This window comes from Mycobacterium sp., from assembly GCF_008709575.1.
Classification (GTDB): domain Bacteria; phylum Actinomycetota; class Actinomycetes; order Mycobacteriales; family Mycobacteriaceae; genus Mycobacterium.
In genome coordinates this window covers 1-24638 of the sequence record NZ_VYIK01000038.1, presented here as the reverse complement: position 1 = coordinate 24638, position 24638 = coordinate 1, and the positions used below count along the sequence as shown (strand labels likewise).

Below are 24638 nucleotides of genomic sequence, written 5' to 3'. Positions count from 1 at the left end.
TCACGACCTATCCGGCGCGTTTCAGCTGCCGCTCGGCGGCAGCAGTTCGGGGCAGTATGCGTTCAGCGAAATCCCCATGAACCTGCGTGCCCCGTCGGGCGTGATACCGGGATTGGAGCTCTGAAGCACCGCAAGCACTTCCGGGCCTTGTTTGCGGCCCTTGATCAGCTGGCACACGGTGTGTCCGGCTGTGACGGCTTGTTCAGGGTTTCGGAAATTGATGCCGGCGTTGCTGAGCGAGGCGAGGAAGGCGTCGTCGACCTCGTCGGCGTTGGCGGGCGCGGGCGCAACCAGCCCCACCAGGGCAACCGAGCCCAAAGCGGTAAGCAACCGTCGCATGGGGCCCAATTGTCCCACGAAAGGCGGCCACATGCATGTCGGCGACCTGACAGCCCGGTTATTCTGAACGCCGCGCCACGCGACCCGCTGGGCGCCATTAGGCTGGCGGGGTGTTCGAATCGCTGTCCGACCGGCTGACGGGTGCCCTGCAGGGGCTGCGCGGCAAAGGCCGGCTGACCGACGCCGACATCGACGCCACCGTCCGGGAAATTCGGCTGGCGCTGCTGGAAGCCGACGTGTCGTTGCCGGTGGTACGCGCGTTCGTCGGCCGAATCAAGGATCGCGCCAAGGGTGCGGAGGTCTCCGGCGCGCTCAACCCGGCGCAGCAAGTCGTCAAGATCGTCAACGAAGAACTGGTCGCGATCTTGGGTGGTCAGACCCGGCGACTCGCGTTCGCCAAGACACCGCCGACCGTCGTGATGCTGGCCGGTCTGCAAGGGTCCGGGAAGACGACGTTGGCCGGAAAACTTGCGCTGTGGCTGCGCGGCCAGGGTCACACGCCGCTGCTGGTGGCCTGCGACCTGCAGCGACCGGGTGCGGTCAACCAGTTGCGGATCGTGGGGGAGCGGGCCGGCGTCGCGGTGTTCGCTCCCCACCCGGGCGCCGCGGCCGAGGTCGATCCGACGCAGCCGGCCGGCCCCGCCGATCCGGTCGCCGTCGCCGCAGCGGGGCTGGCCGAGGCGCGGGCCAAACATTTCGACGTCGTGATCATCGACACCGCCGGACGGTTGGGTATCGACGCGGAGATGATGGCCCAGGCGGCGGCCATCCGCGCCGCGATCGACCCCGACGAGGTGCTGTTCGTCGTGGACGCGATGATCGGCCAGGACGCCGTCACCACCGCCCAGGCTTTTCGTGAGGGCGTGGGCTTCACCGGGGTGGTGCTGACCAAGCTGGACGGTGACGCTCGTGGCGGCGCCGCGTTGTCGGTCCGCGAAGTGACGGGTGCGCCAATCCTTTTCGTGTCCACCGGCGAGAAGCTGGCAGACTTCGACGTCTTCCATCCGGACCGGATGTCGGGCCGCATCCTGGGCATGGGCGACGTGCTGAGCCTGATCGAGCAGGCCGAGCAGGTCTTCGACGCGCAGCAGGCCGAGGCCGCCGCCGCCAAGATCGGCTCCGGCGAGCTGACCCTGGAGGATTTCCTTCAGCAGATGCTGGCCATCCGCAAGATGGGACCGATCGGCAATCTGCTGGGCATGCTGCCCGGCGCCGGCCAGATGAAGGACGCGCTCGCCGCCGTCGACGACAAGCAGCTCGACCGGTTGCAGGCGATCATCCGCGGCATGACGCCGGCCGAGCGGGCCGACCCCAAGATCATCAACGCGTCGCGTCGGCTACGCATCGCCAACGGGTCCGGCGTGACCGTCTCGGAGGTCAACCAGCTGGTTGACCGCTTCTTCGAGGCTCGCAAGATGATGTCGTCGATGCTCGGCACGATGGGCATCCCCGGGCTTGGTCGCAAGTCCTCTGCCCGCAAAGGCAAGGGAGGCAAGGGCAAAAAGGGCAAGAAGCGCGGCCCGACACCGCCCAGGCGCAGTGCGGCCGGCTTGCCGGCCGGATTTCCCGACCTGTCGCATCTGCCCGCGGGTCTTGACGAATTGCCGCCCGGCCTGGCCGGTTTCGACTTGTCCCAGCTGAAGTTCCCGGGCAAGAAGTAAGCGCATGCGCCTGCATGTGCGCGGCCGCGGATTGCCCGACGGCGAACCCGCGCACTGGTGGATCGTCGACGGCAAGCTCAGTGCCGAGCCGGTGGCCAACGCCGAGACCGTCTTCGACCGGGGCTGGATCATTCCGGGGCTGGTCGACGCGCACTGCCATGTCGGCATCGGTCCGGGCGGCGCGGTCGACCTCGACGAGGCAATACGCCAAGCCGAAACCGAGCGTGCCGCCGGGGCGCTGCTGCTGCGCGACTGCGGCTCGCCGATCGACACCCGCAGCCTCGATCACCGCGACGATCTGCCCCGCATCATCCGGGCGGGACGCCATCTGGCCCGCCCCAAGCGTTATCTTCCCGGTCTGCCGATCGAGATCGACGACGAATCGCAGCTTCCGGCGGCGGTAGCCGACCAGGCTCGCCGCGGCGACGGCTGGGTCAAACTGGTCGGAGACTGGATCGACCGCGAGGCGGGCGATTTGGCGCCGCTGTGGTCCGACGAGGTGCTCAGGGCGGCCATCGACACCGCCCACGCGCAGGGCGCACGGGTGACGGCGCACGTATTCGGCGAGGACGCGCTGCCCGGACTCATCACCGCCGGAATCGACTGCATCGAGCACGGTAGCGGGCTCACCGACGACACCATCGAGCTGATGGTCTCCCATGGCACGGCCCTGGTTCCCACGCTGATCAACATCGACAACTTCCCGGCGATCGCCGCATCGGCGACACGCTACCCGCGCTATGCTGATCATCTGCGCGACCTGTATGTTCGCGGCGCGCGACGGATCAGTGCCGCGCACGAGGCCGGCGTACCCATCTACGCCGGCACCGACGCCGGCGGCGGGATCGCCCATGGGCGGATAGCCGATGAGGTTGACGCGCTCAAGCGCATCGGGATGAACCCCACGGCGGCGCTGGGCGCGGCATCGTGGGATGCTCGCCGCTGGCTGGGCCGGCCCGGCCTGGACCACGGCGCCTCGGCAGACCTGCTGTGCTACCGCGACGATCCCCGCGGCGGGGCTGATGTGCTGAGTCGACCTGAGCTGGTCATTCTGCGCGGGCAGCTGTTCCGGCCGGGCCGCGGCTAGGATCAGGCCATGGTGTTGCCCCCCGGAACGATCTTCGCCGGGTACAGCATCATTCGGATGCTGGGTACCACGGGCTCGGGGGAAGTCTATCTCGCGTCCCATCCCACACTCAGGCGTGACGACGCGCTGAAAGTCCTGCCGCGGGCCATGACCGCAGACCCCGGTTTCTGTGCCCGATTCACCGGAGAGTCCGAAGCCGTCACCACGCTCTACCACCCCAACATCCTGCAGACCTATCAACGCGGCGAGTTCGACGGACAGTTGTGGATCGCCATGGAGTACGTCCAGGGCCGCACTGTGGCGCAACTCATGGCCGAAGAATTCCCGGCCGGGATGCCGACGACCCAGGCGCTGGCGATCGTCAGCGCGGTCAGCGGGGCCTTGGAATACGCACACCGCCGCGGCGTGCTGCATCGAGACGTCAAGCCGGCCAACATCTTCCTCAGCGAGGAGGGCGGACAGCGCATCCTGCTCACGGACTTCGGGGTAGGCCGCCCGCTTGATGAGGCCGGTCGGCGGACCGCGACCAACGTGACCGGGGCCACGGTCGCCTACGCCGCGCCTGAGGTATTGCGAGGTTTCGGTGTCGACGGCCGCGCCGACCAGTATGCGTTGGCGGCGACGGCATTTCATCTGCTCGCCGGGTCTCCGCCGTACCAGGATTGCGACCCTGCGACGGTCATCGGCCACCACCTCGGCGCGGCGGCGCCCAAACTCGGCGACCGTCACCCGGAACTGGGACGTCTCGACCGGGTACTGTCCAAAGCCCTCGCCAAGGATCCCCACGACCGGTTCGCAAGCTGCCAGGAGTTCGCCGAGGCGCTCAGTGCGCAAGCCTGGAGCCTCGACCCGCGCCCGCAGGCCTACCCCGGCCTGCTGGACTACCCCGACCAGGCGGCGCCGCAGGCCGGAGCCGGCACACCGGCGAAGACCGGCTCCCGGTCGGCGTCGACCACTGAGGTGTGGCACAAGCGGCCCGTGCTCGTGCTGGGGCTGGTAGCCGGTGCGATGCTGTTTTTGCTGGCGGGCGTGTTCTTGGGCGTCGTGGTCGGCCATCGCGGCGGCGATAAGTCCACCCCGGGCGCCGATGCCACGGTCCGTAGCGCCGCCGCGGGCACCACCCCCCGCCCGTCGGCAGCCGCACCGGTGCCCAGCGTCGCGGCCAGGCCCGGGCCGGGTGAACTTCTCGACGGCGTCTACCAACTGGACATGAACCGCGCGCAGGAAACCTACAACGACAACTACAACCCCCAGCCGCCCAACGTCACCACCTGGTGGGCTTTTCGTTCGTCGTGCGACCCCACCGGATGTGTGGCCGACGGAATCGAGGTCGACAGCAAAAACCACCTCGCCGCCAGGCCGTCGGCTCAACCGGTCGTGCTGGATTTCCGCAACGGCGCCTGGCAGTCCCGGCCGGTGACCGTGCCGTTTGCCTGCATCGGGCAGAACGGAAAATCCGCCGAGCAGACCACCAAGCAGGTGTTGACGCTGCAACCGCACGGCAACGGACCGCTGCGCGGCGACATGACCATCAACGTCGAAAGCAATGAGTGCGGCCAGCAGGGAGCGACGATAGTGATCCCCGCGGTGGCGGGCCGGACCGGTGGTGTGCCCCCGGGAGTGACCGTCCCGGCGCCGCCGCCCGCCACGACGCCGACCCGCTGACCATCACCATGGTCGGCACCGGCCGGACCGAGCTGCTGCCATGCCGGTTACGCGTCGGCCAATGCGGTCAGCGCGTCGTCGAGCGTGCGGTGCACCGAGATGATCTCGTGCAGGCCCAGCAGCGTGAGCGGCCGGTGGGTGGCCGGGCCGTCGGCAACCACCGCGAACCGGCCCGACTCGCCCATCTTGCCGTGGGCCGCCATGAGGACGCTGATCCCGGCCGACCCCAGAAACTCGACCCGGGACAGATCGATGATCAGCCCGTGCGGCTCCTTGGCGAGGGCGGAGTCGATGGCTTCGGTCAACCTCGGCGCGCTGAGCATGTCCACGTCCCCCCGCACCGACACCACAGCTAACCGCCTAACCCACGTCTCGGTGACGTCGAAGTCGGTCTTGCCCGGTACTGCATGGTTTTCGGCCATCATCGCTCCTCGTTCCCTGTGCGAGCCCGGACGGCATGCGGTGGCAAGGGCTGTGGCGTCAACCCGATGGGTGGTGCCGACCCCGCGACGGCGGGCAAGCCAGTTTCGGCTGCTGCCGGAGGGGCTGCCGCGCCAATGAGCAGCCTAGCCCAACGCCGCGGCCCGCCGGGACTCGCCCGGCACGGCCGCGAGGGGCGTCTTAGAGCGCGCCGATCCCCGACTCTGGGTTGAGCGCAAAACCCCAGTCCAGGAGATTGGCGGCCTGATCCCAGTAGGTTGGTCCGCCCGCGTGGACGAGCCCGTACATCATCGCGACGACCAGCCGGCGGCCGTCGCGGGCCGCAGCCCCGACGAACGTCTTGCGGGCGGCGTTGGTGAAGCCGGTCTTGCCGCCGATCGCGCCCGGATACCGATACAACAGTTCGTCCTGGTTGACGATCTCGTGCTCACCGCCGTCACCGGGAAACATCGCCGACGGCTCGGCGGTGATCTGGGCGAACACCGGATTGGCCAGCGCGGCCCGGAAGATGAGGGCCAGGTCGTGCGCGGTCGAGGAGCCGGGGCCGTCCGGCCCGTCCAGTCCCGACGGGGTGGTCGCGTGCGTGTTCACCGCTCCCAGGGCGGCCGCCTTGGCGTTCATCGCGGCCACGGCGGACTGTTGGCCGCCCAGCAGCTGCGCCAGCGTATTGGCGGCGTCGTTGCCCGACACCAGCAGCAGGCCGTCCAGGAGCTGGCGCACGGTGTAGGCGCGGCCGGCTTTGATGCCGACGCAGCTGCACTCCACCTCGGTGTCGGCCGTGTCGGCGACCACGGTGGAGTCCAGGTTCAGCGCGTCGAGCGCCGCCAGCGCCAACAGCACCTTGATCGTGCTGGCCGGTGGGTGCACCACGTTCTCGTCGCGGGCGGCCAGCACCTGCCCGGTGTCGAGGTCGGCGACGATCCAGGTCTGGGCCGGTCCGTCGGGGATCGGCACCGTGCCGGCCGGCTGCACGGCGGTGTCGGCCGTTGCCGGTGTCGCCGCCGTCTGCAGTGCGCAGCCGACGGCGATCGCGGCCGCGCACCACGCGATGAGCCGTCGCATGACCTTCCGCATGGCCTTGGGCATGGCCGTTGACAGCATGGCCTTTCGCATGGAGATTGAGCCTAATTCGACACGTTTTATCGTGTTGAATCACTTCCCATGTTGAGCCAGGCCGAAATCTCCGACCGGTTGGAGATCCAGCAGTTGTTGGTGGACTACTCGACGGCGATCGATTCGCGACGATTCGACGACCTCGACGCGGTGTTCACCCCCGACGCCCACATCGATTACAGCGCCTTCGATGGAATCGTCGGCCGCTATCCGCAGGTGAAAGCGTGGCTGGCGGAGGTGCTGCCGAATTTCGCCACCTATGCCCACATGCTGGGTCTTCCCTCGATCCGGGTGCACGGTGACACCGCGACCGCGCGGACTTTCTGCTTCAACCCGATGGTTTTCGCGGGCGAGTCCGCGGCCACGATGCTGCTGGGGCTCTGGTACGACGACGAGTTCGTCCGCACCCCCGATGGCTGGCGGATGAGCCGGCGTGTCGAGACCAAGTGCTTCGACCGCCGCCTGTGATGGGTGGACGATTTTCTCCCGACGTCGATGTTCTGGCACAATAAACGGCGGTCCGCCGCGCGACTAGGCCATCGAGGCATGGCCCGGCGAGACAGACGCGCACGGCAAAACCGGATCCCGGCATCCCGCCCGGATCGCTGAATTGCAGCGCGACACCGGTAGGAGAAATCGCGTAACCATGGCAGTGAAGATCAAGCTCACCCGGCTCGGCAAGATCCGCAATCCCCAGTACCGCATCGCTGTCGCTGATGCCAGGACCCGCCGCGACGGACGCGCGATCGAGATCATCGGCCGCTACCACCCCAAAGAAGAGCCGAGCCTCATCGAGGTCGACTCCGAACGGGCCCAATACTGGCTGTCCGTGGGGGCTCAGCCCACCGAACCTGTGCTCAAGCTGCTCAAGATCACCGGGGACTGGCAGAAGTTCAAGGGATTACCCGGCGCCGAAGGCACGTTGAAAGTCGCCCAACCCAAGCCGAGCAAGCTGGAGTTGTTCAACGCCGCGCTGGCCGCCGCCGAGGGTGGGCCCAGCACCGAGGCCGCGACGCCGAAGAAAAAGAAGGCTCCGGCCAAGAAAGCTGCTGCTGCCGAGAAAACCGCCGACTCGGCCGAGGGCGACGAGCAGGCCGAGCCGGCTGCCGAAAGTTGACTGCAGTCATGAGCACCGTCGTCGTCGACGCCGTCGAACACCTGGTCCGCGGGATCGTCGACAACCCCGACGATGTCCGGGTCGACATGGTCACCAGCCGACGGGGCAGGACCGTGGAAGTGCACGTCCATCCCGACGATCTCGGCAAGGTCATCGGCCGGGGTGGACGCACCGCGACCGCATTGCGCACACTGGTCGCCGGAATCGGCGGCCGGGGCATCCGTGTCGACGTGGTGGACACCGACCAGTAGACGGGCCCGGCTGTGGAGCTGACCGTCGGGCGCGTCGTCAAAGCACACGGTGTCACCGGTGAGCTGGTGGTCGAGGTCCGCACCGACGATCCGGAAACCCGGTTCGCGCCGGGCACGGTTCTGCGGGCCAAGGGGGCTGACGGTCCGGAGCGCCGCTACGCCGTTGATTCGGTGCGCCACCACGGTGGGCGCCTGCTGGTGCGGTTAGCGGGAGTGGCCGACCGCGACGCCGCGGACGCGTTGCGCGGGAGCCTGTTCGTCATCGACTCCGCCGAGCTGCCGCCGATCGACGAACCCGACACCTACTACGACCACCAGCTGGAAGGTCTTCGGGCGCGCACGACGGCCGGCGCCGAGATCGGCATCGTCGGCGAGGTCCTGCACACCGCCGCCGGTGAACTGCTGGCGGTGCGCCGCGACGACGGAGCTGAACTGCTGGTGCCCTTCGTCGGCGCGATCGTCACATCGGTGTCGCTGGACTCCGGCACCATCGAGATCGATCCGCCCGAGGGGCTGCTGGAGCTCGGACAGCAGTAGCGAAAAGCCGAAAAGCAACGAGAATCGACACAAGAATCGACATGAGAATCGACGTCGTCACGATCTTCCCGGCTTACCTTGAACCGCTGCGCCAATCGTTGCCGGGCAAAGCGATCGAGTCGGGACTCGTGCAACTGCAGGTGCACGACTTGCGGAACTGGGCCCATGACGTGCACCGCTCGGTCGACGACGCGCCGTACGGCGGTGGTCCCGGGATGGTGATGCGGGCACCGGTGTGGGGCGAAGCCTTGGACGAACTCTGCTCGCCGACGACGCTTCTGGTGGTTCCGACCCCCGCCGGCACCTTGTTCACCCAGGCGACCGCCCAGCGCTGGAGCCGGGCGGCGCATCTGGTGTTCGCCTGCGGCCGCTACGAGGGTATCGATCAGCGGGTGATGGACGACGCCGCCCGCCGCATGTCGGTGGAAGAAGTCTCGCTCGGCGACTATGTGTTGCCGGGCGGCGAATCCGCGGCGCTGGTGATGATCGAAGCCGTGCTGCGGCTGTTGCCCGATGTCATCGGCAATCCTGAGTCCCATCGAGACGATTCGCATTCGCCGGCCAATAGCGGCTTGCTGGAGGGTCCGTCGTACACCAGGCCGGCGACGTGGCGTGGACTCGATGTGCCCGAGGTGCTGCTCTCCGGCGACCACGCACGCATCGCCCGGTGGCGTCGGGCGGCTGCACTGCAGCGGACGCTGGAGCGCCGGCCGGAGCTGGTGAAGCAGCGCGACTAAGCGCCAAGCAGAGGCGATGAATTCAGATCCGGCCGCCCGGGAACATCGTCTTGACCGCCTGGGTAATCGTCGCCCGCGCGGTGGCGTCGTCGGAGGGTTGCAGCGACTCGATAACCATGATGTAGCGCCGATCCGGGCCGATCACGCCGGTCGACAGGTGCATCCAGTCGTTGCCGATGCAGCACATCCAGCCCTGTTTGACGGCGACCGGTTCGGCGTCCAACCCGTCCGGGATGCCGAACCGCTGCGGGTATCCGTCGACGCCGATGGCGGTGGATTCGGCCAAGTCACCGAGGATGATGTCGGCCTGCTCTGCCGGTAGGCCTCCGGTGCCGCTGAGCAGCATGTCGTAATAGCGGAGCAGGTCGGATGTCGAGCTCATGGTGTTCCACCAGCGCCCGTCGCTGGGCGGTGTGGTCGACGTCAGCCCGTATCGGCGCGCGACTGCGGTGATGATCGCCTCGCCGCCGCGCTGATTCCAGAAATTCTCCGCGGCGTTGTCGTCGGAGGCGCGCAGCATGGCGTCGAGCGCCGCGCGGTCATCGGGGGACAGCTGCGTCTTGTCCTGCGCGTGCGCCAGCAGCAGATCATCGGCGATGAACAGTTTGGCCACCGATGCGATGCCGACCAGCCGGCGCTCGCCGTTGGACACCAGCTGGCCGGTGGCACGGTCGAGGACGGCGACCGACAGATCGGCCCCGGCGGCGGCGGCGTCGGCGGTGGCCTGCTGGATGTGCGCCGTCAACTCGGAAACCCCCGCAGCGGGCTGCCGCGGCGATGCCTCCTCCGGTGGCGCGATCGTTTGCACCAGCGGAGCGACGCGGCTGGTCCGGGCTTGCGGCGCGTGGGCGAGCGGTACGCCGTAGCCCGTCGCCAAGCAGCCCGCCACCAGCACCGCCACCATCCCGGTGGCCGCGAGGAGCAGTCCCGACGACCGCGTTCGCATGACAATCTCCTCAAGGCTCCTCACGGACCAACCTGCCGGGACCGGCCTCAACCCCTCCACCAGATCCGTCGGGGCTTCGGCTCATGCGGCCAGGCCTTTTTACATCTACCATCCGGCCTGGGCTTTCATCGAGCGCAGCGCGGCGATTCACGGCGATTTCACCGGCAGCGCGCGATCTGGCACAATTGGCGAGTTGTCTGCGGCAGTTGTCGGCCGGCGGGTTGGCCCCACGTGCCGCGAGGCAGCCCCAGATGCCCATCGGCACGGTTGACCGCTCACGCCGCTTCGGCGTGGGCAGGCTTCCGTGGCCGCGACCCGAGGGAGTGTCTTCGACAATGAACAGGCTCGACTTCGTCGACAAGGCATCACTGCGCGAGGACATCCCTGTTTTCGGCCCCGGCGACACGGTCAACGTCCACGTCAAAGTGATCGAAGGTGCCAAAGAACGCATTCAGGTTTTCAAGGGTGTGGTGATCCGCCGGCAGGGCGGCGGTGTTCGCGAGACGTTCACGGTGCGCAAGGAGAGCTACGGTGTCGGCGTCGAGCGGACCTTCCCGGTGCACTCGCCCAACATCGACCACATCGAGGTCGTCACCCGTGGTGCTGTGCGTCGCGCCAAGCTCTATTACCTGCGGGAGCTTCGCGGTAAGAAGGCCAAGATCAAAGAGAAGCGCTGAGCGTGCGGTCGACGACTCCTATCGTCGTCGGGTCGGTGCTTGCGCCGGCGCAGAGCGCCGAGGCTACCCTGGTCCGGTGACTGAAACCACCGACTCGTCCTCTGAGCCCCTACCCGGTTCTGGTCCCGCCGAACCCGATCCGGGTGCCGGACCGGCGGCTCAGGAGGCCGCAGAGGCGGGTGGCACCAAACGGGCGGCGCTGCGCGAAGTCGCGGTCCTGATGGTCATTGCGGTGGCGCTCTACTATGTCATTTTGACGTTCGTGGCGCGGCCCTACCTCATCCCGTCGGAGTCGATGGAACCCACCCTGCACGGCTGCTCGGGCTGCGTCGGTGACCGCATCCTGGTGGACAAGCTCAGCTATGCATGTGTGCCGTTCACCGACCGCGGATGGTGCTTCGGCTCGCCACAACCCGGGGATGTCATCGTGTTCAAGGGGCCGCCGTCGTGGAATATCGGCTACAAGTCAATTCGCTCGGACAATCCGGTGGTGCGCTACCTCCAAAACGCCTTAGCGCTCGTGGGCTTCGTGCCTCCCGACGAAAACGACCTGGTGAAGCGGGTCATCGCCGTCGGCGGACAGACCGTGCAGTGTCGCAACGACACCGGGCTGACCGTTGACGGCAAGCGGCTTCGCGAACCGTACCTGAACCCCAAGACGATGATGGCGGATCCGTCGGTGTACCCATGCCTGGGCCCTGAGTTCGGCCCGGTCCGCGTTCCGCCCGGCCGGCTATGGGTGATGGGCGACAACCGCACCCATTCGGCGGACTCGCGGGCCCACTGCACCAGCGTCCCGGCCGAGGCGCTGAAGGGCATTCTGTGCACCGGTGACCCGAAGTCGGGGACGGTACCGGTCGGTAATGTCATCGGCAAGGCCAGGCTCATCTTGTGGCCACCGTCGCGCTGGGGCCTCGTGCGTTCGATAAATCCGCAGCAGAATCAGTAGGCATGGCCACCACTTGGCCCCCACGCACCGTGATTCGTAAAGCCTCCGGCTTGCGCACCTTGGAGTCGGCGCTCTACCGCAGTGGTCTGGGGCCAGTGGCCGGGGTCGACGAGGCCGGCCGCGGCGCTTGCGCGGGTCCGCTGGTGGTCGCGGCCTGTGTGCTGGGCCCGGGCCGGCTGGCGAGCCTCGAGCTGCTCGATGATTCGAAAAAGCTCACCGAGAAGATGCGCGAGGCGCTCTACCCGCGGATTCGCCGCTACGCCCTGGCCTACCACGTCGTGTACATTCCCGCGGCCGAGGTCGACCGGCGCGGTGTGCACGCGGCCAACATCGAGGGTATGCGTCGCGCGGTGGCCGGGCTTTCGGTACGGCCCGGCTACGTGCTCAGTGACGGATTCCGGGTGCCCGGACTGGCGATCCCCTCGCTGCCGGTGATCAGCGGGGACGCGACGGCGAGCTGCATCGCTGCGGCCAGCGTGCTGGCCAAGGTCAGCCGGGATCGGCTGATGGTGGCCAAGGACCGCGAGCACCCCGGTTACGGCTTCGCCGAGCACAAGGGCTACAGCACCCCGGTCCATGTGACGGCGCTCACCGAGCTGGGCCCGTGCCCGGAGCACCGCTCCTCGTTCATCAATGTCCGCCGAAATGTCCGCCGGGTGGTCGACGGCAATCCGGACCAACCGGATCGGGGCGACGAGATCGGGTGGGGAAAGATGGGGACTGCTGACCATGCGGTCCGTGCAGCGACCCGGCAGGGCCGGGCGATCACACCTAGCCGAGTAGAAGGACGGCTGAGCACATGAGTGCCGAAGATCTCGAGAAGTACGAAACCGAGATGGAGCTCTCGCTGTACCGCGAATACAAGGACATCGTCGGACAGTTCAGTTACGTCGTTGAAACCGAGCGGCGTTTCTACCTGGCGAACAGCGTGGAGATGGTGCCCCGCAACGCCGACGGCGAGGTGTATTTCGAGCTGCGGCTCAGCGACGCTTGGGTGTGGGACATGTATCGGCCGGCCCGGTTCGTCAAGCAGGTACGAGTGGTCACCTTCAAGGACGTCAACATCGAAGAAGTGGAGAAGCCCGAACTTCGGCTCCCCGAGTGAGGATTGTGCCGGTCCGGGGGTCGCGCCCGGGGTCGTCACCGAAGACGAGGCGGCCCCGGTTTCCGATGACCCGCCTGCCAGTGCAATCCGCGTTGCTCCCGGTGCATTTGGCGGTCGTACCCGGTTGGCGGAGCGACCGCGATACCGCATAGGTATGCTGTACACGGTCAACGCACGATGGCGGTGGGACTCGCCGACTGCGCGTCACACACCGACGGCTAAGGGTCCCCGGCGAAGCGGATCAGTAGTGGCCGGCCAGTTGTGCAGCTGCATGTGACGCGGAGGAAGACAGGAAGGTGCGCTCCATTTCACGGCGCCTCAGCCGGGGCGTGTCTTCGTCCGTTCGCATCCCGGGCAGCTGGTGGTTGAGGAAAGCGACGGAAAAAAGGCGGTAATATGGCCTATCTAGGGCACAACAAGAACGAAATAGTCGAGCGGGTGTCGACTGCTGATGCCGCAAAACTGGACGGCCTGCGGAGGGTTCCGATAAAACGGGCGACCGCCCACGAAGTGATCAGCCTTTCGTACGGTTTCTTCACCCCGCTGACCGGATTCATGAATCAGGATGAGGTCGACGGCACGCTGGACAGCATGCAACTTCCAGACGGAACCCTGTGGAGCATACCCATCGTCTTCGACATGTCCTTGGACGACATCAAGAAATTCGACATCGAAGAGGGTGCCAGCGTGGTGCTTGAATACCTCGATGCGCCTATGGCGATCTTCGAGGTCGAAGAGATATACAAGTACGACCTGGAACGAATGGCCGCAAAAACATACGGCACGACCAATGCCAAGCATCCCGGCGTGAAGAGAACGATGGCATATGAGGAGAGGTTTATCGGGGGCCGGATCACTCTCATCAATGAGCCGGTTTTCAATGAGCCGTACAAGAGTTTCTGGCGGACGCCGCGGCAACATCAGGAAGCGTTTCAGGCGAAGAACTGGAAGCACGTTGTGGCCCATCAGACGCGGAATGTTCCGCATACCGGTCACGAAGCGTTGATGAAACAGGCCTGGTTTGCCGCCAACGAGGACTTGCCGACCGAAAACCTCAACACGGGAGTGCTCGTCAATGCGATCATCGGCGAGAAACGGCCCGGTGATTACATCGACGAAGCGATACTCCTGGCGCAGAATGCCCTGAGGGAAACCAGATACTTCCGCGATGAGGTGCACCTGGTCAGCTTCACGCTGTGGGACATGCGCTATGCCGGACCCAGGGAAGCGATCTTCCACTCGATCCTGAGGGCGAACCTCGGCTGCACGCATCACATGTTCGGCCGAGACCACGCGGGTGTGGGCGATTTCTACCACCCCTACGATGCGCAAAACCTCCTTGAGGAACATCGGGACAAGTTATCCTTGAAACCGGTGTTCCTGAGGGAGAACTGGTACTGCCCCGAATGTTTTGACGTCGCTAACTCAGCATTGTGCGGGCATGACTCGAAAGCCCACAGTTTCAGCGGCAGCCTGATCAGAAGCATCCTGACCGACGAGGTGAAGCCGACTCGGATGATCATGCGGCCAGAGGTGTTCGACGTGGTGATGGAAAGCGCGGCGAAGTATGGACATGGTTCACCCTTCGTGAACGAGGACTACCTGCAACACAGACGTCCGGTCTTCACATTGCGACAATTAGAGGCGGTCGAGTGATGGGTAACGACACGGCTGACATCAAGGTCAGCGTTTGGATCAACGAAGAGCGGATGGCGGCACTGGAGAAAGCCGGTATGGCCGATTTGGCAGAAGAAGAATTCGCCGGAATGAAGCGGCTGTCGATCACGATGACCGAAGAGCAGAAGGATGACCTGCTCAGCCGGTATCCAGCGGCCAAATACGACTCTTCCACCACGCGCTCCGTCGAACTGCTGCCGAAGCAGGTAAAGGACAAATTGCTGGCGCTTTCCATGAGGATGCGGTCGACTGGCCCGGATGTCCTGGAACGCTTCCTTCAGGACGCCTGACGCAATTCGGTCAGCCGTGGCGCCACAGCGGGTGGTGGCCGGTGGCTTCAGCTGGAGACATCGTTGGAGTTGCCTGGCAATCTCCTGTGTTTCGACATTTCATGTCAAGGATTGCCCGGCTCAGGGTTGATGCGTCGGCGGGACACGCTATAGGCTGCTGAGGTAACTCCGGCGGTGGGGCTCGCCGAAACCGCTCGTCTATAGACGGCCAACAGTCCCTGCGGAACGGTTCAGGATGTGGCTGGCCAGTTGTGCAGCCACGTGTGAAGCAGGGAAGAGCGGTGGCCGTTGATATTTCGTCTATTTTGTTCTGTCGGCTACGTACGCCGATCGCATGCAAACCCCTGGGATGTACGCCTCTGGTCTGGAGCACAGGCCAGATCCTGTCGTGGAATCGTTGAACAGGAAGCGATTTACGGCCGTCGCGCACGTCGACCCGATGCCAGCATCATTCGTCAAGGTCGTTAGTGAAGGGTAACTGCCACATGGGACGTAGCCATCGCATCCTCGAATGGAATCCCGAAGACGTCGCGGCGTGGGAGGGTGGCAACAACCGCATCGCCCGGCGCAACCTGATCTGGCAGATCGTGAACGTGCACATCGCGTTCTCGGTCTGGTACCTGTGGTCGGTCATGGTGCTGTTCATGCCGCAGTCCGTCTACGGTTTTTCCCCTGGCGACAAACTGTTGCTGGGCGCCACCGCATCACTAGTCGGGGCGGTGGCACGCATTCCGTATGCGATGGCCGCCAATTGGTTCGGCGGCCGCAACTGGACGATATTTTCGTCATCGGTGCTGTTGGTCCCCACTGTGGGGACCATGGTTTTGCTGGCCCATCCCGGGCTGCCGTTGGGGCCGTATCTGGTGTGCGCGGCGCTGACCGGGTTGGGCGGCGGCAACTATTCGGCGTCGCTGGCCAAGGTTGACGGCTTGTACCCGCAGCGGCTCAAGGGTTTTGCGCTGGGTCTGACCGGCGGGATCGCCAACTTGGGGTCGGCGTCGATCCAGGCGGTCGGACTGGTGGTGCTGGCCACTGCGGGCCACGAAGCGCCGTATGTGGTGTGCGCGATCTATCTGGTGCTGCTGTCGATCGGCGGTGTGGGCGCAGCGCTGTTCATGGACAACATCGTCGCTCACCGCGTCGGCATGTCGCTCGCCAACTTGAGATCGATTCTCACGGTGCCCGACTCATGGGGGATCTCATTTCTCTACCTGTGCGCCTCGGGCTCGTTCCTCGGTTTCGCATTCGCCTTCGGCGAGGTGTTGCAGCACAACTTCGTCGCCGGTGGGGAAAGCCACGCCCAGGCGTCGCTGCATGCCGCCGAGGTCGCCTTCATCGGACCGCTGCTCGGATCGTTCGCGCGGGTGGTCGGCGGTCACTTGAGCGATCGGTTCGGCGGCGGCCGGGTGACCGTGAGCGTCTTCGCCGCCTCCATCGTGGCCGGTGGCTACCTGGTTGCCGTCAGCACGCGCGACGATCACATCCGCGGCCCGGGAAATCCTGTGACGCTGTCGACGACGATCGGCTACATTATCGGATTCCTTGCCCTGTTCGTCTTTTCCGGCGCGGCGAAAGGGGCGGTCTACAAACTGATCCCGTCGGTCTTCGAGTTGCGCAGCCGCATGCTGGGCATCGGCGGCGATGCCGAACGCCAGAACTGGGCCCGGGTTCGGTCGGGCACGCTGATCGGGTTCGCCGGCGCGTTCGGAGCGCTCGGCGGTGTGGGGATCAACATGGCGTTGCGACAGTCCTATGCGAGCACCGGAACCGAGACGCCGGCGTTCTGGATCTTTCTGATGTGCTACATCGGCGCCACGTTACTGGCCTGGGTGCGGTACGTGCGGCCGCAGCACACGTCGTGGCCACCTACGGCCGCACCGCCCGGTCGGGCGGTGCGGGGGAAGGCTGCGGCAAGCTGGTGAACCGAAAAATGCGCGCGACCACGAAGCAACCCAGGACGAGGCGGTGAAGGACGTTATGAACGATTCGGTGGCCGAGACTCTCGCAGACCAATACCTCGAGCAGGTGATCGCTATCGCGGTGGACGCCGGGAAACTGATTCTCCAGCATCGACGACACCCGGATGTCGCGGAAAAAGGTGATCACGGCGCTGACAGTTCGCCCGTCACCGACGCAGACCTGGCGTCGAACCGGTACATCGCCGAACACCTCACGGAGCTGACCCCGCAGATCCCGATCATCTCCGAAGAGGCCACACTGCCCGACTACGAGACCAGAAAACAGTGGCGACGCTTCTGGCTGGTGGATCCGCTGGACGGCACCAAGGAATTCGTCAGTGGCAGCGACGAGTTCACCGTCAACATCGGGTTGATCGAAAATCTGGAACCCGTGCTGGGGGTGATTTATACCCCCGCGAAAGATCTCTTGTACTACGCAGCACAAGGGCACGGCAGCTGGAAACGCGACGGCACCAACTCACCCGTGCGGATCTTTTCGTCGGTGCCGGACCTGAGCAAGGGGCTCACCGTCGTGGAGAGCAAGTCTCACCCGTCTGCGGAGCTGGAGAACTATTTGAAGGATCTGCCCGTGCGCGAACGGATCACCGCGGGCAGCTCACTGAAGTTCTGCTGGGTCGCCGAAGGGCTCGCCGACATCTACCCCCGGCTCAACCCGACGATGGAATGGGATGTCGCCGCCGGAGATGCCATCTACCGCAACTCGGGGCGCCATGGGCAGCGCCGATCGTCGCTGACCTACAACAAACCCACCCTAAAAAACGACAGCTTCGTCATCGGCTTCAAGTAAATGCGCGTCTTTAACGTTGGAAGGGATTGATCGATGGATTTGAATATCACCTGGCACGAACATAGCGTCAGTCGCGATGACCGCGAGCGTCTCAACGGCCACAAAGGGTGTGTGATCTGGTTTACCGGGCTGAGCGGCTCCGGCAAGAGCACGGTGGCGAACCTGGTGGACCGCAAGCTCTATGAGCGGGGCGTGCGTGGCTATGTCCTCGACGGTGACAACGTGCGCTACGGGCTCAACGCCGGTCCGGCTATCCTGGAGAAAACTCACGGCAAGGAGTTCGCCCAGCGCTTCGGGCTGGGGTTTTCCGCCCAGGACCGCGAGGAGAACATCCGGCGTATCGGTGCGGTGGCCAAATTGTTCTGCGAGGACGGCATTGTGACGTTGACCGGTTTTATCAGCCCGTACCGGCGTGATCGCGACCGGGTGCGCGCCACCATGGCCGAGGGCGATTTCATCGAGATCTTCGTCGACACTCCGCTCGAGGTCTGTGAACAGCGTGACCCCAAGGGGCTCTACAAGAAAGCCAGGGCCGGTGAAATCAAGGGTTTCACCGGGATCGACGATCCCTACGAACCCCCGGAGAACCCCGAGGTCAGGCTCGACGGTCAAAAATATCCCGATGCACTGGCCGACCAGGTGGTTTCCTACCTGGAGCAGGTGGGCATTTTGCCTGCGGACGAAAAGTCAGTGGACGGGAAGGCTCAATTATTTTCTGGAAGAAAGGGCTGACACTACGAAGTTCTTTCGGCCGCATTAGTTTTCGAATTTTCTGGCTAATTTCCGTCTGTAGGATAAGCGTTCTTAACGGGCGACCATAGAGAAAGGTAAATGGCGTGACGAAACAACTCATCCGGCCGTCGCGGGTGCTGCGGGATTATCTGTCCAACTCGATGGTGTGGGAAGATTTCCTGGCCCAGGGCGGCTTCGTCGACGGCGATATCGTCGTGGCGGATCCGTTCAAGGCCGGCACCACCTGGACCCAGCGGATCATCCAGCAAATACTGCACAACGGTGACGAGAAGGAGGACGGGCTCTCGGATACCTCGCCGTGGCTCGATTCCAGCTGGGGGGACCACGCCCAGATGCTGCACGTGCTCAACGATCAGCGCGACGCCGGGGTGCGGCGGGTGATCAAATCGCACCTGCCCGCCGACGCCCTGCCGATCGCCGCCGAAGCCCGGTATGTGTTCGTCGGCAGGAACGGCAAAGACCTGGGGCTGAGCTTTCACAACTATTTGAAGAACTTTTCCGAGTCGACGATGTCGACGATCAACCAAATTCACGCCCAGTGGTGTGATGACCACGTTGACCTGGTGATTCCTGAAGACAAGCAGCAGTTCTTCGATTGGTGGCTTGACACCGACGGGGGTGGGTGCTGCGACTTGTTCGACGTGACGAAGTCATGGTGGCGACTGCGCAACGAACCCAACGTGCTGCTGGTGCACTATCAACAGCTCAAAGACGACTTGGCGGGTCAGATCGCCCGGCTCGCGAAATTCTTGTCGATCGATCCCGCGTCACTGCGCATGGACGCCATCGTCGAACACTGCTCGTTCGAGCACATGAGCGGGCGGGCCGACAAGATGGCACCGTTCGGTGGAAGCCACATGACCGACTCCAAGGCCTTCTTCCACAAGGGGCCCAAACGCGATTATCGCACCGAGCTTACTGCCGGGCAGATCGAGCGCTTCGACCGCATCGCGCTGGAAAAGCTGGGCGCGGACTGCGCGCACTGGTTGGAAACGGGTGAAACCCCCCCGGGATCTTGAGGTACCAAGACGCCGGGCGCGGTCCGACGTCGTCGAGCAAAATGCCGTAGCGTAAAACGCCGGTGTCGATGTCTGAAGGCCGAGCCCTGCCGGGTGCCGATCGCCGCCGTATGGACGCCCTTGCCCTGGTGTATGTGATGGCCAACGCGGCGGCAGCGCAATCCAGCGGCGGAAGCTACCTGCTGTTTCCCGGACTTGCGGCACTTGCCCACGATACATTGACGCGGCCGTGGGGAAAATGGGCGAGCCAGCCCGGACGTCTTGTCGTAACACCGGTGTTGGGCGCTGCCATCGGTACAGTGATCACCCGAGAATTTCGTTACGGTGTGCTGGCCCTGCTATTTTCGGTTAGCGCCTGTGTGCTGCTTATCGCTGTGCTCCGGTCGAATATCGGACCCGCGATTGCCGCCGGGACGCTGCCGCTCGTCCTGGGAATCCAGAGCTGGCTCTATCCCGTCTCGATAGCTCTCGGCCTGGTCGCTCTGGTCGGCATTGTAGTGCCATGGAAGAAGCGTTATCGGCGCAAATATGAAGACACGTCGGCGGTTTCGGTATCCGACCTCGACGATCACCTGGAAGCGCCACCGACCGGAGTTAGGGGGATCGCACCGTTTTTCCTTTTTGTGACGGTGATGGCTTCGAGCGCTATGTTGTCGGGATTCCGGCTTATCCTGGTTCCCCCGCTCATTGTCATGGGCTACGAGATGTTCGCCCATCCCGCGTCATGTGCATGGACTGGAAAGCCGCTGTCTCTTCCTGTCGCGTGTTTGCTGACATCAACGGGAGGATGGCTCGCGGTCAGCCAATTCGGAAAGGGCGCAATCGCAGCCGGATGCGCGATGGTAGTCGGCATCGTGGTGCTGCGGGCCCTGAAACTTCACCTGCCGCCTGCGCTGTCGATCGGCCTGCTGCCGCTCGTCATCGATTCACCCGACATTGGTTATCCCATCTCGGTGAGTATCGGAGCAGCAGCCCTGACAGTGGCCTTTCTGCTGTATCGGCGGTGGATCATCGGCCGGTGCCGCGCCGGCGAGCGTCGGTAACAGTTTCTGCGCTTTGCGGCGGGCACTCGGCTGGGCGGATCGCTGCGCGGCGGGCATCCGGTGATCTTTCGAGCACAGGTCGGCTGTGACATCCGGCTTGTCCTTTTGAGTTCATAGAACCTGGTTCGGCTGTGCTTGCGTCGGTTTCATCCTGGAGTTACCGCTTTTGACGTGCACCGCATGGGTGCCGGGTTTTTTCCGCAGTTCGGCCAGCAGAGCATCGAGGTGCTCGGAGTCGGTGTGCCAGTGCTGGACGCTGTCCGGCTTCGCGGCCATTTCGGCCACCAGACGTTGCAAGCTTCCGGGAGAGTCGCCGTCTTTGAGCTTTTTGCGCGCGGCGCCGCGGTGTTTGCCATCGGCACCAGAAGCTGCGCGGGGAACCATGGCACCCAGCGCGCCGCCGGCGATGCCGGTCACGGCCATCGCCCCGTAGAGGCTGCCCTCGCTGACTGCGGCCGCCGAGACGGCACCCGCCGAGGTGCCCGACAACACCGCGGCGACCGTCCTGACTGCCGGAGTGGCCGCGGCCCAGCTTGACGGAACCGGCAGCGCGCCAACGAAACCAGCCTTGCCAACTCCCGCCGACACCACGCCAAGCGCACTCGGCGATCCCGATGCAGGCGGACCTGAACCGAGGCCGGCCGCCAGACTTGACCCCGCACCCACCGCGATATCCGAGAGGTGCCGCGCCGGGATCACCAAGGCCATGATGGTATTGATCAGGGCGGTGTGAGCCGGCAGGATAACTTGGCCTAAAGCATCGAAATTCGCCGCGGCCGTCGCCAGTGGGGAGGAATCGAGGCTGCTGAGCACATTCGTCAGCGCCGTAAGCGGCGAGGCCGAAGTGGTGACCGAAGCCGGCGCGGCCAGAGTTTGCATCGCGCTCGGGATCGCCGACATCCACTGTGCCAAGACCGACTGGGTGTTGGCGGCCGAGGCGCTCGTGGCGCGGGCCACCGCGACGGCTTGGTTTGTTGCCGCGGTGGGGTTGGTGTTGCGCGGCGGCGGGTCGAACGGCGTCACCGCCGAAGCGGCCGCGGATTGCGCAGCGTAGCCATACATCGCGGCGGCATCTTGGGCCCACATGCTGGCATAGTGGGCTTCGGTGGCCGCGATCGCGGCGGTGTTTTGACCGAAGATGTTGGTCGCCACCAGCGCCGCGAAACGTGCGCGGTTCGCGGCGATCACCGGCGGCGGCACCGTAGCGGCAAACGCGTTCTCGTAGGCGGCGGCCGCGGCCCTGGCCTGGCTGGCGGTTTGTTCGGCTCGCACGGCAGTGGTGGTCAGCCACGCTGCATACGGGGCCGCCGCGGCGGCCATGGTCGCCGCGGACGGACCCAGCCACGCAGTGCTCAGCCCGGCGATCACCGACGAATAGGTGGCCGAGGTCGAGCGCAGTTCGGCGGCGATTCGGTCCCAGGCCGCCGCGGCGGCCAGCATCGGCTCCGACCCCGCACCGGTGTACATGCGAGCCGAGTTGATCTCCGGCGGTAACGCTCCATAGTCCATCGCTACACTCCTTGTCTGATCGCGACCGCGTGGGCCGATCCGATGCCGTGGGTGATTGGCGTCTTTCCCGCGCCGGTCATGCGTCGGCCTCGGGTATCACAAAGATGTTCACCGTGGTGGCGACGTCGCCGACAGCGGCAGAGCCCCCCGCGCCCGCCGAGTAGGAAGCGCTACCGCCGGTTCCGACCATGGCGCGTCCGGCCAGACCCGACAGGGCCATATTGCCGAACAGGCCGCCCTGGCCGTCTGCCGCCAGCGCCGCCGACGCGACAGGGCTGCTTTGCGGCAGCATCGCGGCGGCCGACTGGATCGCCGGGGCGGCCGACGCCCAGCCTTGCGGCACTGATAGCCCCCCGATCAGGCCGGCGCGGCCCACACCGGCCGATATGCCGCTCAAGCCGGCCGAGCCCATCACCGGGGTTCCCCAACCCAGAGCGCTCTGCAGCAAGCCGCCGCCGGCCGCGGCCGGTAGCGCGGATACCTGCTCGGCCGCGCTGGTCAGGTTCGCCCCGGCCTGGGACACCAGGTAACTTTGTACTCCGAGGAGTTCAGCAGTTCCGGGTGTGCCGTACAACGACAGCGGCGCCAACGGCCCGGTGAGGAAGCTGTCAAGTGCCGAGAGCGGCGACGACGGGTCAACCGGTGCGGTGGACGCGGCCGACGACAGCGGTGCTGCCAGGCTTTGCAGCGCCTGCGGCACCGCGGACATCACCTGCGGTAGCGCCTGTGTATGCGGGCCGGACGCTGTGCTCACGGCCTGCGCGACCGCGATGGTTTGTCCCGCCGCCCCGGCCGGGCCGGTGGTTCGTGGTGGTGAACTGAACGGCGCCACGTGCGCGGCGGTGGCCGAGGAGCCCGCATAGCCGTACATGGCGCCCGCGTCCTGGGCCCACATTTCGGCGTACTGCGCCTCGGTAGCCATGATCGCCGGGATGTTTTGACCGAAAAAGTTCGTCGCGATGAGCGCCGTCAACTGGGCTCGGTTAGCCGCGACCACCGGCGGGGGTACGGTCGCCGCGAACGCGGTCTCGTAGGCGGCCGCGGCCGCCCGGGCCTGCATAGCGGTTCCTTCGGCCTGGGCAGCGGTGGCGCGCAGCCATGCCGTAAACGGTGCGGCCGCCGCCGTCATTGTCGCCGACGAGCGACCGCGCCACTGGGTGGTTAACCCCGACACCACCGACTCGTAGGCCGCCGCGGTGTGATGCAGCTGAGCGGCCAACCCATCCCAGGCTGCCGCGGCCGCGAGCATCGGCCCCGATCCTGGGCCGGCATACATTCGACCGGAGTTGATCTCCGGTGGCAACAGGCCGAAATCCATCTCCTAATAGCCTCCTGATCCGCTATGAGCTGCTGTCGCATTGGGTAGCCATGGTCGCCACACTCATACGCCGGTGTCGAGATCGCGCCGCGAGTACAACCCGTGACCTCCCCCTAAGGTTCCCGACTGCTGCCCTTGCCAGAATTGCGGCGCCGGGCTTCCGGGGTCTTGCGCCTGATCCTGACGACCCAGCGGTCGCGCATTTGCCATTGTCCGCGTCACGGTTGCGCTCGGCCTGATTTCGGCAAATTTTGGTGCGTGTTGTCCGGCGATGCTCCTGTAGCGACGGTCTCGCCGAGATCGTAGAGAAGCAGATCAAGGCGGCGAGCTCCTGCGTTGTCCGATGCACGCGGGTAGTCGGGCAATGGCCTTGCCGTGGACGAAGTCCGCTATGGGCCAACTGGTTTAGGTGGCCTGGCCGTCGGTCGGCACTTAACCTCGCCCTGATCTGACACCTCATACTCGAGAATTTTTGTGCCGCAGTGATGGACAGCACGCAGGTCAGGAAGTCACCGACGGACACGGCGTGACGGCCGCCAAAACCGACTAGTTTGGGATCAATCAGTGATTGTTGGCGCGAAACCTTTCGAAGGATCGTTGTACCTCAGCTTCTGCCGATTCGCGATTGACCCAGTCGGCCGCCTTGACGTACTTGCCTGGTTCCAGGTCCTTGTAGTGCACGAAGAAATGTTTGATGGCATCCAATTCAAACGACGGTACGTCGCCGATGTCTGCGATGTGGTCCCATCGTGGGTCGGCGGTCGGCACGCACAGAACTTTGTCATCACCGCCGGCCTCGTCGGTCATCTGGAACATGCCTATCGGCCGCGAAGCAATCGTGACCCCCGGAAAAACCGGTTCGGGTAGCAGCACCAGAGCATCGAGCGGGTCACCGTCCTCGCCGAGACTGTCTTCGATGAAACCGTAATCTGCCGGATATCCCATCGAGGTGTACAGGTAGCGGTCGAGTCGAATGCGGCCAGTGTCGTGGTCGGCCTGGTATTTGTTGCGCTGTCCCCTGGGGATCTCGATGGTCACATCGAATTCCATTTCGCGGCTCCTTCCGTTGTCGTCGGCAATCCGACGTGGGTGACACCTCGCGACAGACGCTGTGGTGGGCGTGATCGCGGTCGGTTCGGTCATCGCGCGTGCCCAGGTCGATTTCCTACGCTGGTGGGCAAGGAGTGGGCACACGGCAGCTGGATCGATCGCACATCACCTGCGACTCCTCTGTTCGCAGGTGCCATCAGCCTGGTTGGCGGTTCAGGGCGAGCACCATCGCCACTGTCAGTCAATCAGCAGCAATCGGCATCGGTCAAGCGCGCGGCACCTGGGTCGTACCCGCCGCACATCGCAGTGTGGCCGTCGTGGTCACGGTTTGCGTTCACAATCGGGGCTGTGAGCGCGACGGTGTCATGGGTGCTGCCGATTGTCCGGTTCGGCGGCTGATCTTGATCAGGTCGTGAGTCCGGACGCGGTGTCCGGCCCAGGTAGGAAAACGATGGCGGCAATACCTTTGCGACCTTTGCGGGGCATCAAGACACCCCGAAGTTTCAGGTCGAAGCAGTTAGCGAGCTTCGGCTCTAAGCCTGAATCCGTGGACCGGTAATTTCGTGCCATCGGTGGGCCGATTCTGCA

26 protein-coding genes and 1 riboswitch are annotated in these 24638 nt (G+C 65.2%); of the genes, 19 read left to right on the top strand and 7 right to left on the bottom strand.

Going from position 1 to position 24638, the window contains the following annotated elements:
* Positions 1 to 21 precede the first annotated feature (21 nt).
* Positions 22 to 339: a DUF732 domain-containing protein gene (locus tag F6Q13_RS10355; RefSeq protein ID WP_293055896.1), complete on the bottom strand. Its 318-nt coding sequence runs from the start codon at positions 337 to 339 to the stop codon at positions 22 to 24.
* A gap of 110 nt (positions 340 to 449) precedes the next feature.
* Here F6Q13_RS10355 and ffh point away from each other — a divergent pair, with 110 nt between their 5' ends.
* Genes ffh through F6Q13_RS10340 form a run of 3 tightly spaced genes read left to right on the top strand, consistent with a single transcriptional unit; the run spans position 450 to position 4752 of the window.
* Positions 450 to 2000 carry a signal recognition particle protein gene (gene ffh, locus F6Q13_RS10350; protein WP_293055893.1) on the top strand — a complete coding sequence of 517 codons (1551 nt, stop codon included), beginning with the start codon at positions 450 to 452 and terminating at the stop codon, positions 1998 to 2000.
* A 4-nt stretch (positions 2001 to 2004) separates the two neighbouring features.
* Positions 2005 to 3087 (top strand): amidohydrolase family protein, encoded by a 1083-nt coding sequence (locus tag F6Q13_RS10345; protein ID WP_293055890.1) that lies wholly within the window; start codon positions 2005 to 2007, stop codon positions 3085 to 3087.
* A 9-nt stretch (positions 3088 to 3096) separates the two neighbouring features.
* The gene (locus F6Q13_RS10340; protein WP_293055887.1) at positions 3097 to 4752 is read left to right on the top strand and encodes a serine/threonine-protein kinase; all 1656 of its coding nucleotides are present in this window, start codon (positions 3097 to 3099) and stop codon (positions 4750 to 4752) included.
* 47 nt (positions 4753 to 4799) lie between these two features.
* On the opposite strand, the gene F6Q13_RS10335 is transcribed toward F6Q13_RS10340, so the two are convergent.
* Positions 4800 to 5174, bottom strand: coding sequence for an STAS domain-containing protein (locus F6Q13_RS10335; protein ID WP_293055884.1), 375 nt, complete (start codon positions 5172 to 5174; stop codon positions 4800 to 4802).
* A gap of 199 nt (positions 5175 to 5373) precedes the next feature.
* Positions 5374 to 6267 (bottom strand): D-alanyl-D-alanine carboxypeptidase family protein, encoded by an 894-nt coding sequence (locus F6Q13_RS10330; RefSeq protein ID WP_293055927.1) that lies wholly within the window; start codon positions 6265 to 6267, stop codon positions 5374 to 5376.
* A gap of 87 nt (positions 6268 to 6354) precedes the next feature.
* On the opposite strand from F6Q13_RS10330, the gene F6Q13_RS10325 reads away from it, so the two are divergent.
* The 5 genes from F6Q13_RS10325 to trmD all read left to right on the top strand — a co-directional run bounded on the left by F6Q13_RS10325 (position 6355) and on the right by trmD (position 8948).
* A complete protein-coding gene (locus F6Q13_RS10325) occupies positions 6355 to 6774 on the top strand; it encodes a nuclear transport factor 2 family protein (RefSeq protein ID WP_293055881.1) in 420 nt (139 codons plus the stop codon).
* A 178-nt stretch (positions 6775 to 6952) separates the two neighbouring features.
* A complete protein-coding gene (rpsP, locus tag F6Q13_RS10320; protein ID WP_293055878.1) occupies positions 6953 to 7423 on the top strand; it encodes a 30S ribosomal protein S16 in 471 nt (156 codons plus the stop codon).
* Positions 7424 to 7431: 8 nt separating this feature from the next.
* Positions 7432 to 7674 carry an RNA-binding protein gene (locus F6Q13_RS10315; protein WP_003878715.1) on the top strand — a complete coding sequence of 81 codons (243 nt, stop codon included), beginning with the start codon at positions 7432 to 7434 and terminating at the stop codon, positions 7672 to 7674.
* A gap of 12 nt (positions 7675 to 7686) precedes the next feature.
* On the top strand, positions 7687 to 8211 hold the full coding sequence (rimM, locus tag F6Q13_RS10310; protein ID WP_293055875.1) for a ribosome maturation factor RimM: 525 nt from the start codon (positions 7687 to 7689) through the stop codon (positions 8209 to 8211).
* A 41-nt stretch (positions 8212 to 8252) separates the two neighbouring features.
* Complete coding sequence (trmD, locus tag F6Q13_RS10305) at positions 8253 to 8948, top strand: tRNA (guanosine(37)-N1)-methyltransferase TrmD (RefSeq protein WP_293055872.1); 696 nt, start codon at positions 8253 to 8255, stop codon at positions 8946 to 8948.
* Between the two features lie 22 nt (positions 8949 to 8970).
* Here the strand turns inward: trmD and F6Q13_RS10300 are convergent, their stop codons facing one another.
* Complete coding sequence (locus F6Q13_RS10300; protein WP_293055869.1) at positions 8971 to 9894, bottom strand: hypothetical protein; 924 nt, start codon at positions 9892 to 9894, stop codon at positions 8971 to 8973.
* A gap of 335 nt (positions 9895 to 10229) precedes the next feature.
* Here F6Q13_RS10300 and rplS point away from each other — a divergent pair, with 335 nt between their 5' ends.
* The 11 genes from rplS to F6Q13_RS10245 all read left to right on the top strand — a co-directional run bounded on the left by rplS (position 10230) and on the right by F6Q13_RS10245 (position 20173).
* Positions 10230 to 10571, top strand: coding sequence for a 50S ribosomal protein L19 (gene rplS, locus F6Q13_RS10295; RefSeq protein WP_293055866.1), 342 nt, complete (start codon positions 10230 to 10232; stop codon positions 10569 to 10571).
* 76 nt (positions 10572 to 10647) lie between these two features.
* Positions 10648 to 11520: a signal peptidase I gene (gene lepB / locus F6Q13_RS10290; RefSeq protein WP_293055863.1), complete on the top strand. Its 873-nt coding sequence runs from the start codon at positions 10648 to 10650 to the stop codon at positions 11518 to 11520.
* Positions 11521 to 11522: 2 nt separating this feature from the next.
* The gene (locus F6Q13_RS10285; protein ID WP_293055860.1) at positions 11523 to 12323 is read left to right on the top strand and encodes a ribonuclease HII; all 801 of its coding nucleotides are present in this window, start codon (positions 11523 to 11525) and stop codon (positions 12321 to 12323) included.
* The gene (locus F6Q13_RS10280) at positions 12320 to 12625 is read left to right on the top strand and encodes a DUF2469 domain-containing protein (RefSeq protein WP_007171389.1); all 306 of its coding nucleotides are present in this window, start codon (positions 12320 to 12322) and stop codon (positions 12623 to 12625) included. Before F6Q13_RS10285 ends, F6Q13_RS10280 begins: the two co-directional genes overlap by 4 nt.
* A gap of 396 nt (positions 12626 to 13021) precedes the next feature.
* Positions 13022 to 14281: a sulfate adenylyltransferase gene (sat, locus tag F6Q13_RS10275; RefSeq protein WP_293055857.1), complete on the top strand. Its 1260-nt coding sequence runs from the start codon at positions 13022 to 13024 to the stop codon at positions 14279 to 14281.
* Positions 14281 to 14592 carry a hypothetical protein gene (locus F6Q13_RS10270; RefSeq protein ID WP_293055855.1) on the top strand — a complete coding sequence of 104 codons (312 nt, stop codon included), beginning with the start codon at positions 14281 to 14283 and terminating at the stop codon, positions 14590 to 14592. Before sat ends, F6Q13_RS10270 begins: the two co-directional genes overlap by 1 nt.
* A 485-nt stretch (positions 14593 to 15077) precedes the next feature.
* Complete coding sequence (locus F6Q13_RS10265) at positions 15078 to 16514, top strand: MFS transporter (RefSeq protein ID WP_293055852.1); 1437 nt, start codon at positions 15078 to 15080, stop codon at positions 16512 to 16514.
* Between the two features lie 67 nt (positions 16515 to 16581).
* Positions 16582 to 17358 (top strand): 3'(2'),5'-bisphosphate nucleotidase CysQ, encoded by a 777-nt coding sequence (gene cysQ / locus F6Q13_RS10260; RefSeq protein ID WP_293055850.1) that lies wholly within the window; start codon positions 16582 to 16584, stop codon positions 17356 to 17358.
* A gap of 33 nt (positions 17359 to 17391) precedes the next feature.
* On the top strand, positions 17392 to 18090 hold the full coding sequence (gene cysC, locus F6Q13_RS10255; RefSeq protein ID WP_293055848.1) for an adenylyl-sulfate kinase: 699 nt from the start codon (positions 17392 to 17394) through the stop codon (positions 18088 to 18090).
* A 104-nt stretch (positions 18091 to 18194) separates the two neighbouring features.
* A complete protein-coding gene (locus F6Q13_RS10250; protein ID WP_293055846.1) occupies positions 18195 to 19130 on the top strand; it encodes a sulfotransferase domain-containing protein in 936 nt (311 codons plus the stop codon).
* A 68-nt stretch (positions 19131 to 19198) separates the two neighbouring features.
* On the top strand, positions 19199 to 20173 hold the full coding sequence (locus F6Q13_RS10245) for an HPP family protein (protein WP_293055924.1): 975 nt from the start codon (positions 19199 to 19201) through the stop codon (positions 20171 to 20173).
* 111 nt (positions 20174 to 20284) lie between these two features.
* Here the strand turns inward: F6Q13_RS10245 and F6Q13_RS10240 are convergent, their stop codons facing one another.
* The 3 genes from F6Q13_RS10240 to F6Q13_RS10230 form a co-directional block, all read right to left on the bottom strand.
* Positions 20285 to 21682 carry a PPE family protein gene (locus F6Q13_RS10240; RefSeq protein ID WP_293055843.1) on the bottom strand — a complete coding sequence of 466 codons (1398 nt, stop codon included), beginning with the start codon at positions 21680 to 21682 and terminating at the stop codon, positions 20285 to 20287.
* A gap of 76 nt (positions 21683 to 21758) precedes the next feature.
* On the bottom strand, positions 21759 to 23000 hold the full coding sequence (locus F6Q13_RS10235; RefSeq protein ID WP_293055841.1) for a PPE family protein: 1242 nt from the start codon (positions 22998 to 23000) through the stop codon (positions 21759 to 21761).
* Positions 23001 to 23561: 561 nt separating this feature from the next.
* Positions 23562 to 24050 carry an inorganic diphosphatase gene (locus tag F6Q13_RS10230; RefSeq protein WP_293055839.1) on the bottom strand — a complete coding sequence of 163 codons (489 nt, stop codon included), beginning with the start codon at positions 24048 to 24050 and terminating at the stop codon, positions 23562 to 23564.
* A 180-nt stretch (positions 24051 to 24230) separates the two neighbouring features.
* Positions 24231 to 24292, bottom strand: a riboswitch (Fluoride riboswitch).
* Positions 24293 to 24638 lie beyond the last annotated feature (346 nt).

What these genes read in the sequence shown, in the direction of transcription:
- F6Q13_RS10245 (WP_293055924.1), top strand. Translation starts at nt 19,199, where the DNA reads ATGTCTGAAGGCCGAGCCCTGCCGGGTGCCGATCGCCGCCGTATGGAC.
- F6Q13_RS10325 (WP_293055881.1), top strand. Translation starts at nt 6,355, where the DNA reads ATGTTGAGCCAGGCCGAAATCTCCGACCGGTTGGAGATCCAGCAGTTG.
- sat (WP_293055857.1), top strand. Translation starts at nt 13,022, where the DNA reads ATGGCCTATCTAGGGCACAACAAGAACGAAATAGTCGAGCGGGTGTCG.
- F6Q13_RS10235 (WP_293055841.1), bottom strand. Translation starts at nt 23,000, where the DNA reads ATGGATTTCGGCCTGTTGCCACCGGAGATCAACTCCGGTCGAATGTAT.
- F6Q13_RS10330 (WP_293055927.1), bottom strand. Translation starts at nt 6,267, where the DNA reads ATGCGGAAGGTCATGCGACGGCTCATCGCGTGGTGCGCGGCCGCGATC.
- F6Q13_RS10280 (WP_007171389.1), top strand. Translation starts at nt 12,320, where the DNA reads ATGAGTGCCGAAGATCTCGAGAAGTACGAAACCGAGATGGAGCTCTCG.
- F6Q13_RS10285 (WP_293055860.1), top strand. Translation starts at nt 11,523, where the DNA reads ATGGCCACCACTTGGCCCCCACGCACCGTGATTCGTAAAGCCTCCGGC.
- F6Q13_RS10340 (WP_293055887.1), top strand. Translation starts at nt 3,097, where the DNA reads ATGGTGTTGCCCCCCGGAACGATCTTCGCCGGGTACAGCATCATTCGG.
- rplS (WP_293055866.1), top strand. Translation starts at nt 10,230, where the DNA reads ATGAACAGGCTCGACTTCGTCGACAAGGCATCACTGCGCGAGGACATC.
- rpsP (WP_293055878.1), top strand. Translation starts at nt 6,953, where the DNA reads ATGGCAGTGAAGATCAAGCTCACCCGGCTCGGCAAGATCCGCAATCCC.
- cysC (WP_293055848.1), top strand. Translation starts at nt 17,392, where the DNA reads ATGGATTTGAATATCACCTGGCACGAACATAGCGTCAGTCGCGATGAC.
- F6Q13_RS10315 (WP_003878715.1), top strand. Translation starts at nt 7,432, where the DNA reads ATGAGCACCGTCGTCGTCGACGCCGTCGAACACCTGGTCCGCGGGATC.
- F6Q13_RS10300 (WP_293055869.1), bottom strand. Translation starts at nt 9,894, where the DNA reads ATGCGAACGCGGTCGTCGGGACTGCTCCTCGCGGCCACCGGGATGGTG.
- F6Q13_RS10265 (WP_293055852.1), top strand. Translation starts at nt 15,078, where the DNA reads ATGGGACGTAGCCATCGCATCCTCGAATGGAATCCCGAAGACGTCGCG.
- F6Q13_RS10240 (WP_293055843.1), bottom strand. Translation starts at nt 21,682, where the DNA reads ATGGACTATGGAGCGTTACCGCCGGAGATCAACTCGGCTCGCATGTAC.
- F6Q13_RS10355 (WP_293055896.1), bottom strand. Translation starts at nt 339, where the DNA reads ATGCGACGGTTGCTTACCGCTTTGGGCTCGGTTGCCCTGGTGGGGCTG.
- trmD (WP_293055872.1), top strand. Translation starts at nt 8,253, where the DNA reads ATGAGAATCGACGTCGTCACGATCTTCCCGGCTTACCTTGAACCGCTG.
- F6Q13_RS10345 (WP_293055890.1), top strand. Translation starts at nt 2,005, where the DNA reads ATGCGCCTGCATGTGCGCGGCCGCGGATTGCCCGACGGCGAACCCGCG.
- F6Q13_RS10230 (WP_293055839.1), bottom strand. Translation starts at nt 24,050, where the DNA reads ATGGAATTCGATGTGACCATCGAGATCCCCAGGGGACAGCGCAACAAA.
- F6Q13_RS10270 (WP_293055855.1), top strand. Translation starts at nt 14,281, where the DNA reads ATGGGTAACGACACGGCTGACATCAAGGTCAGCGTTTGGATCAACGAA.
- F6Q13_RS10335 (WP_293055884.1), bottom strand. Translation starts at nt 5,174, where the DNA reads ATGGCCGAAAACCATGCAGTACCGGGCAAGACCGACTTCGACGTCACC.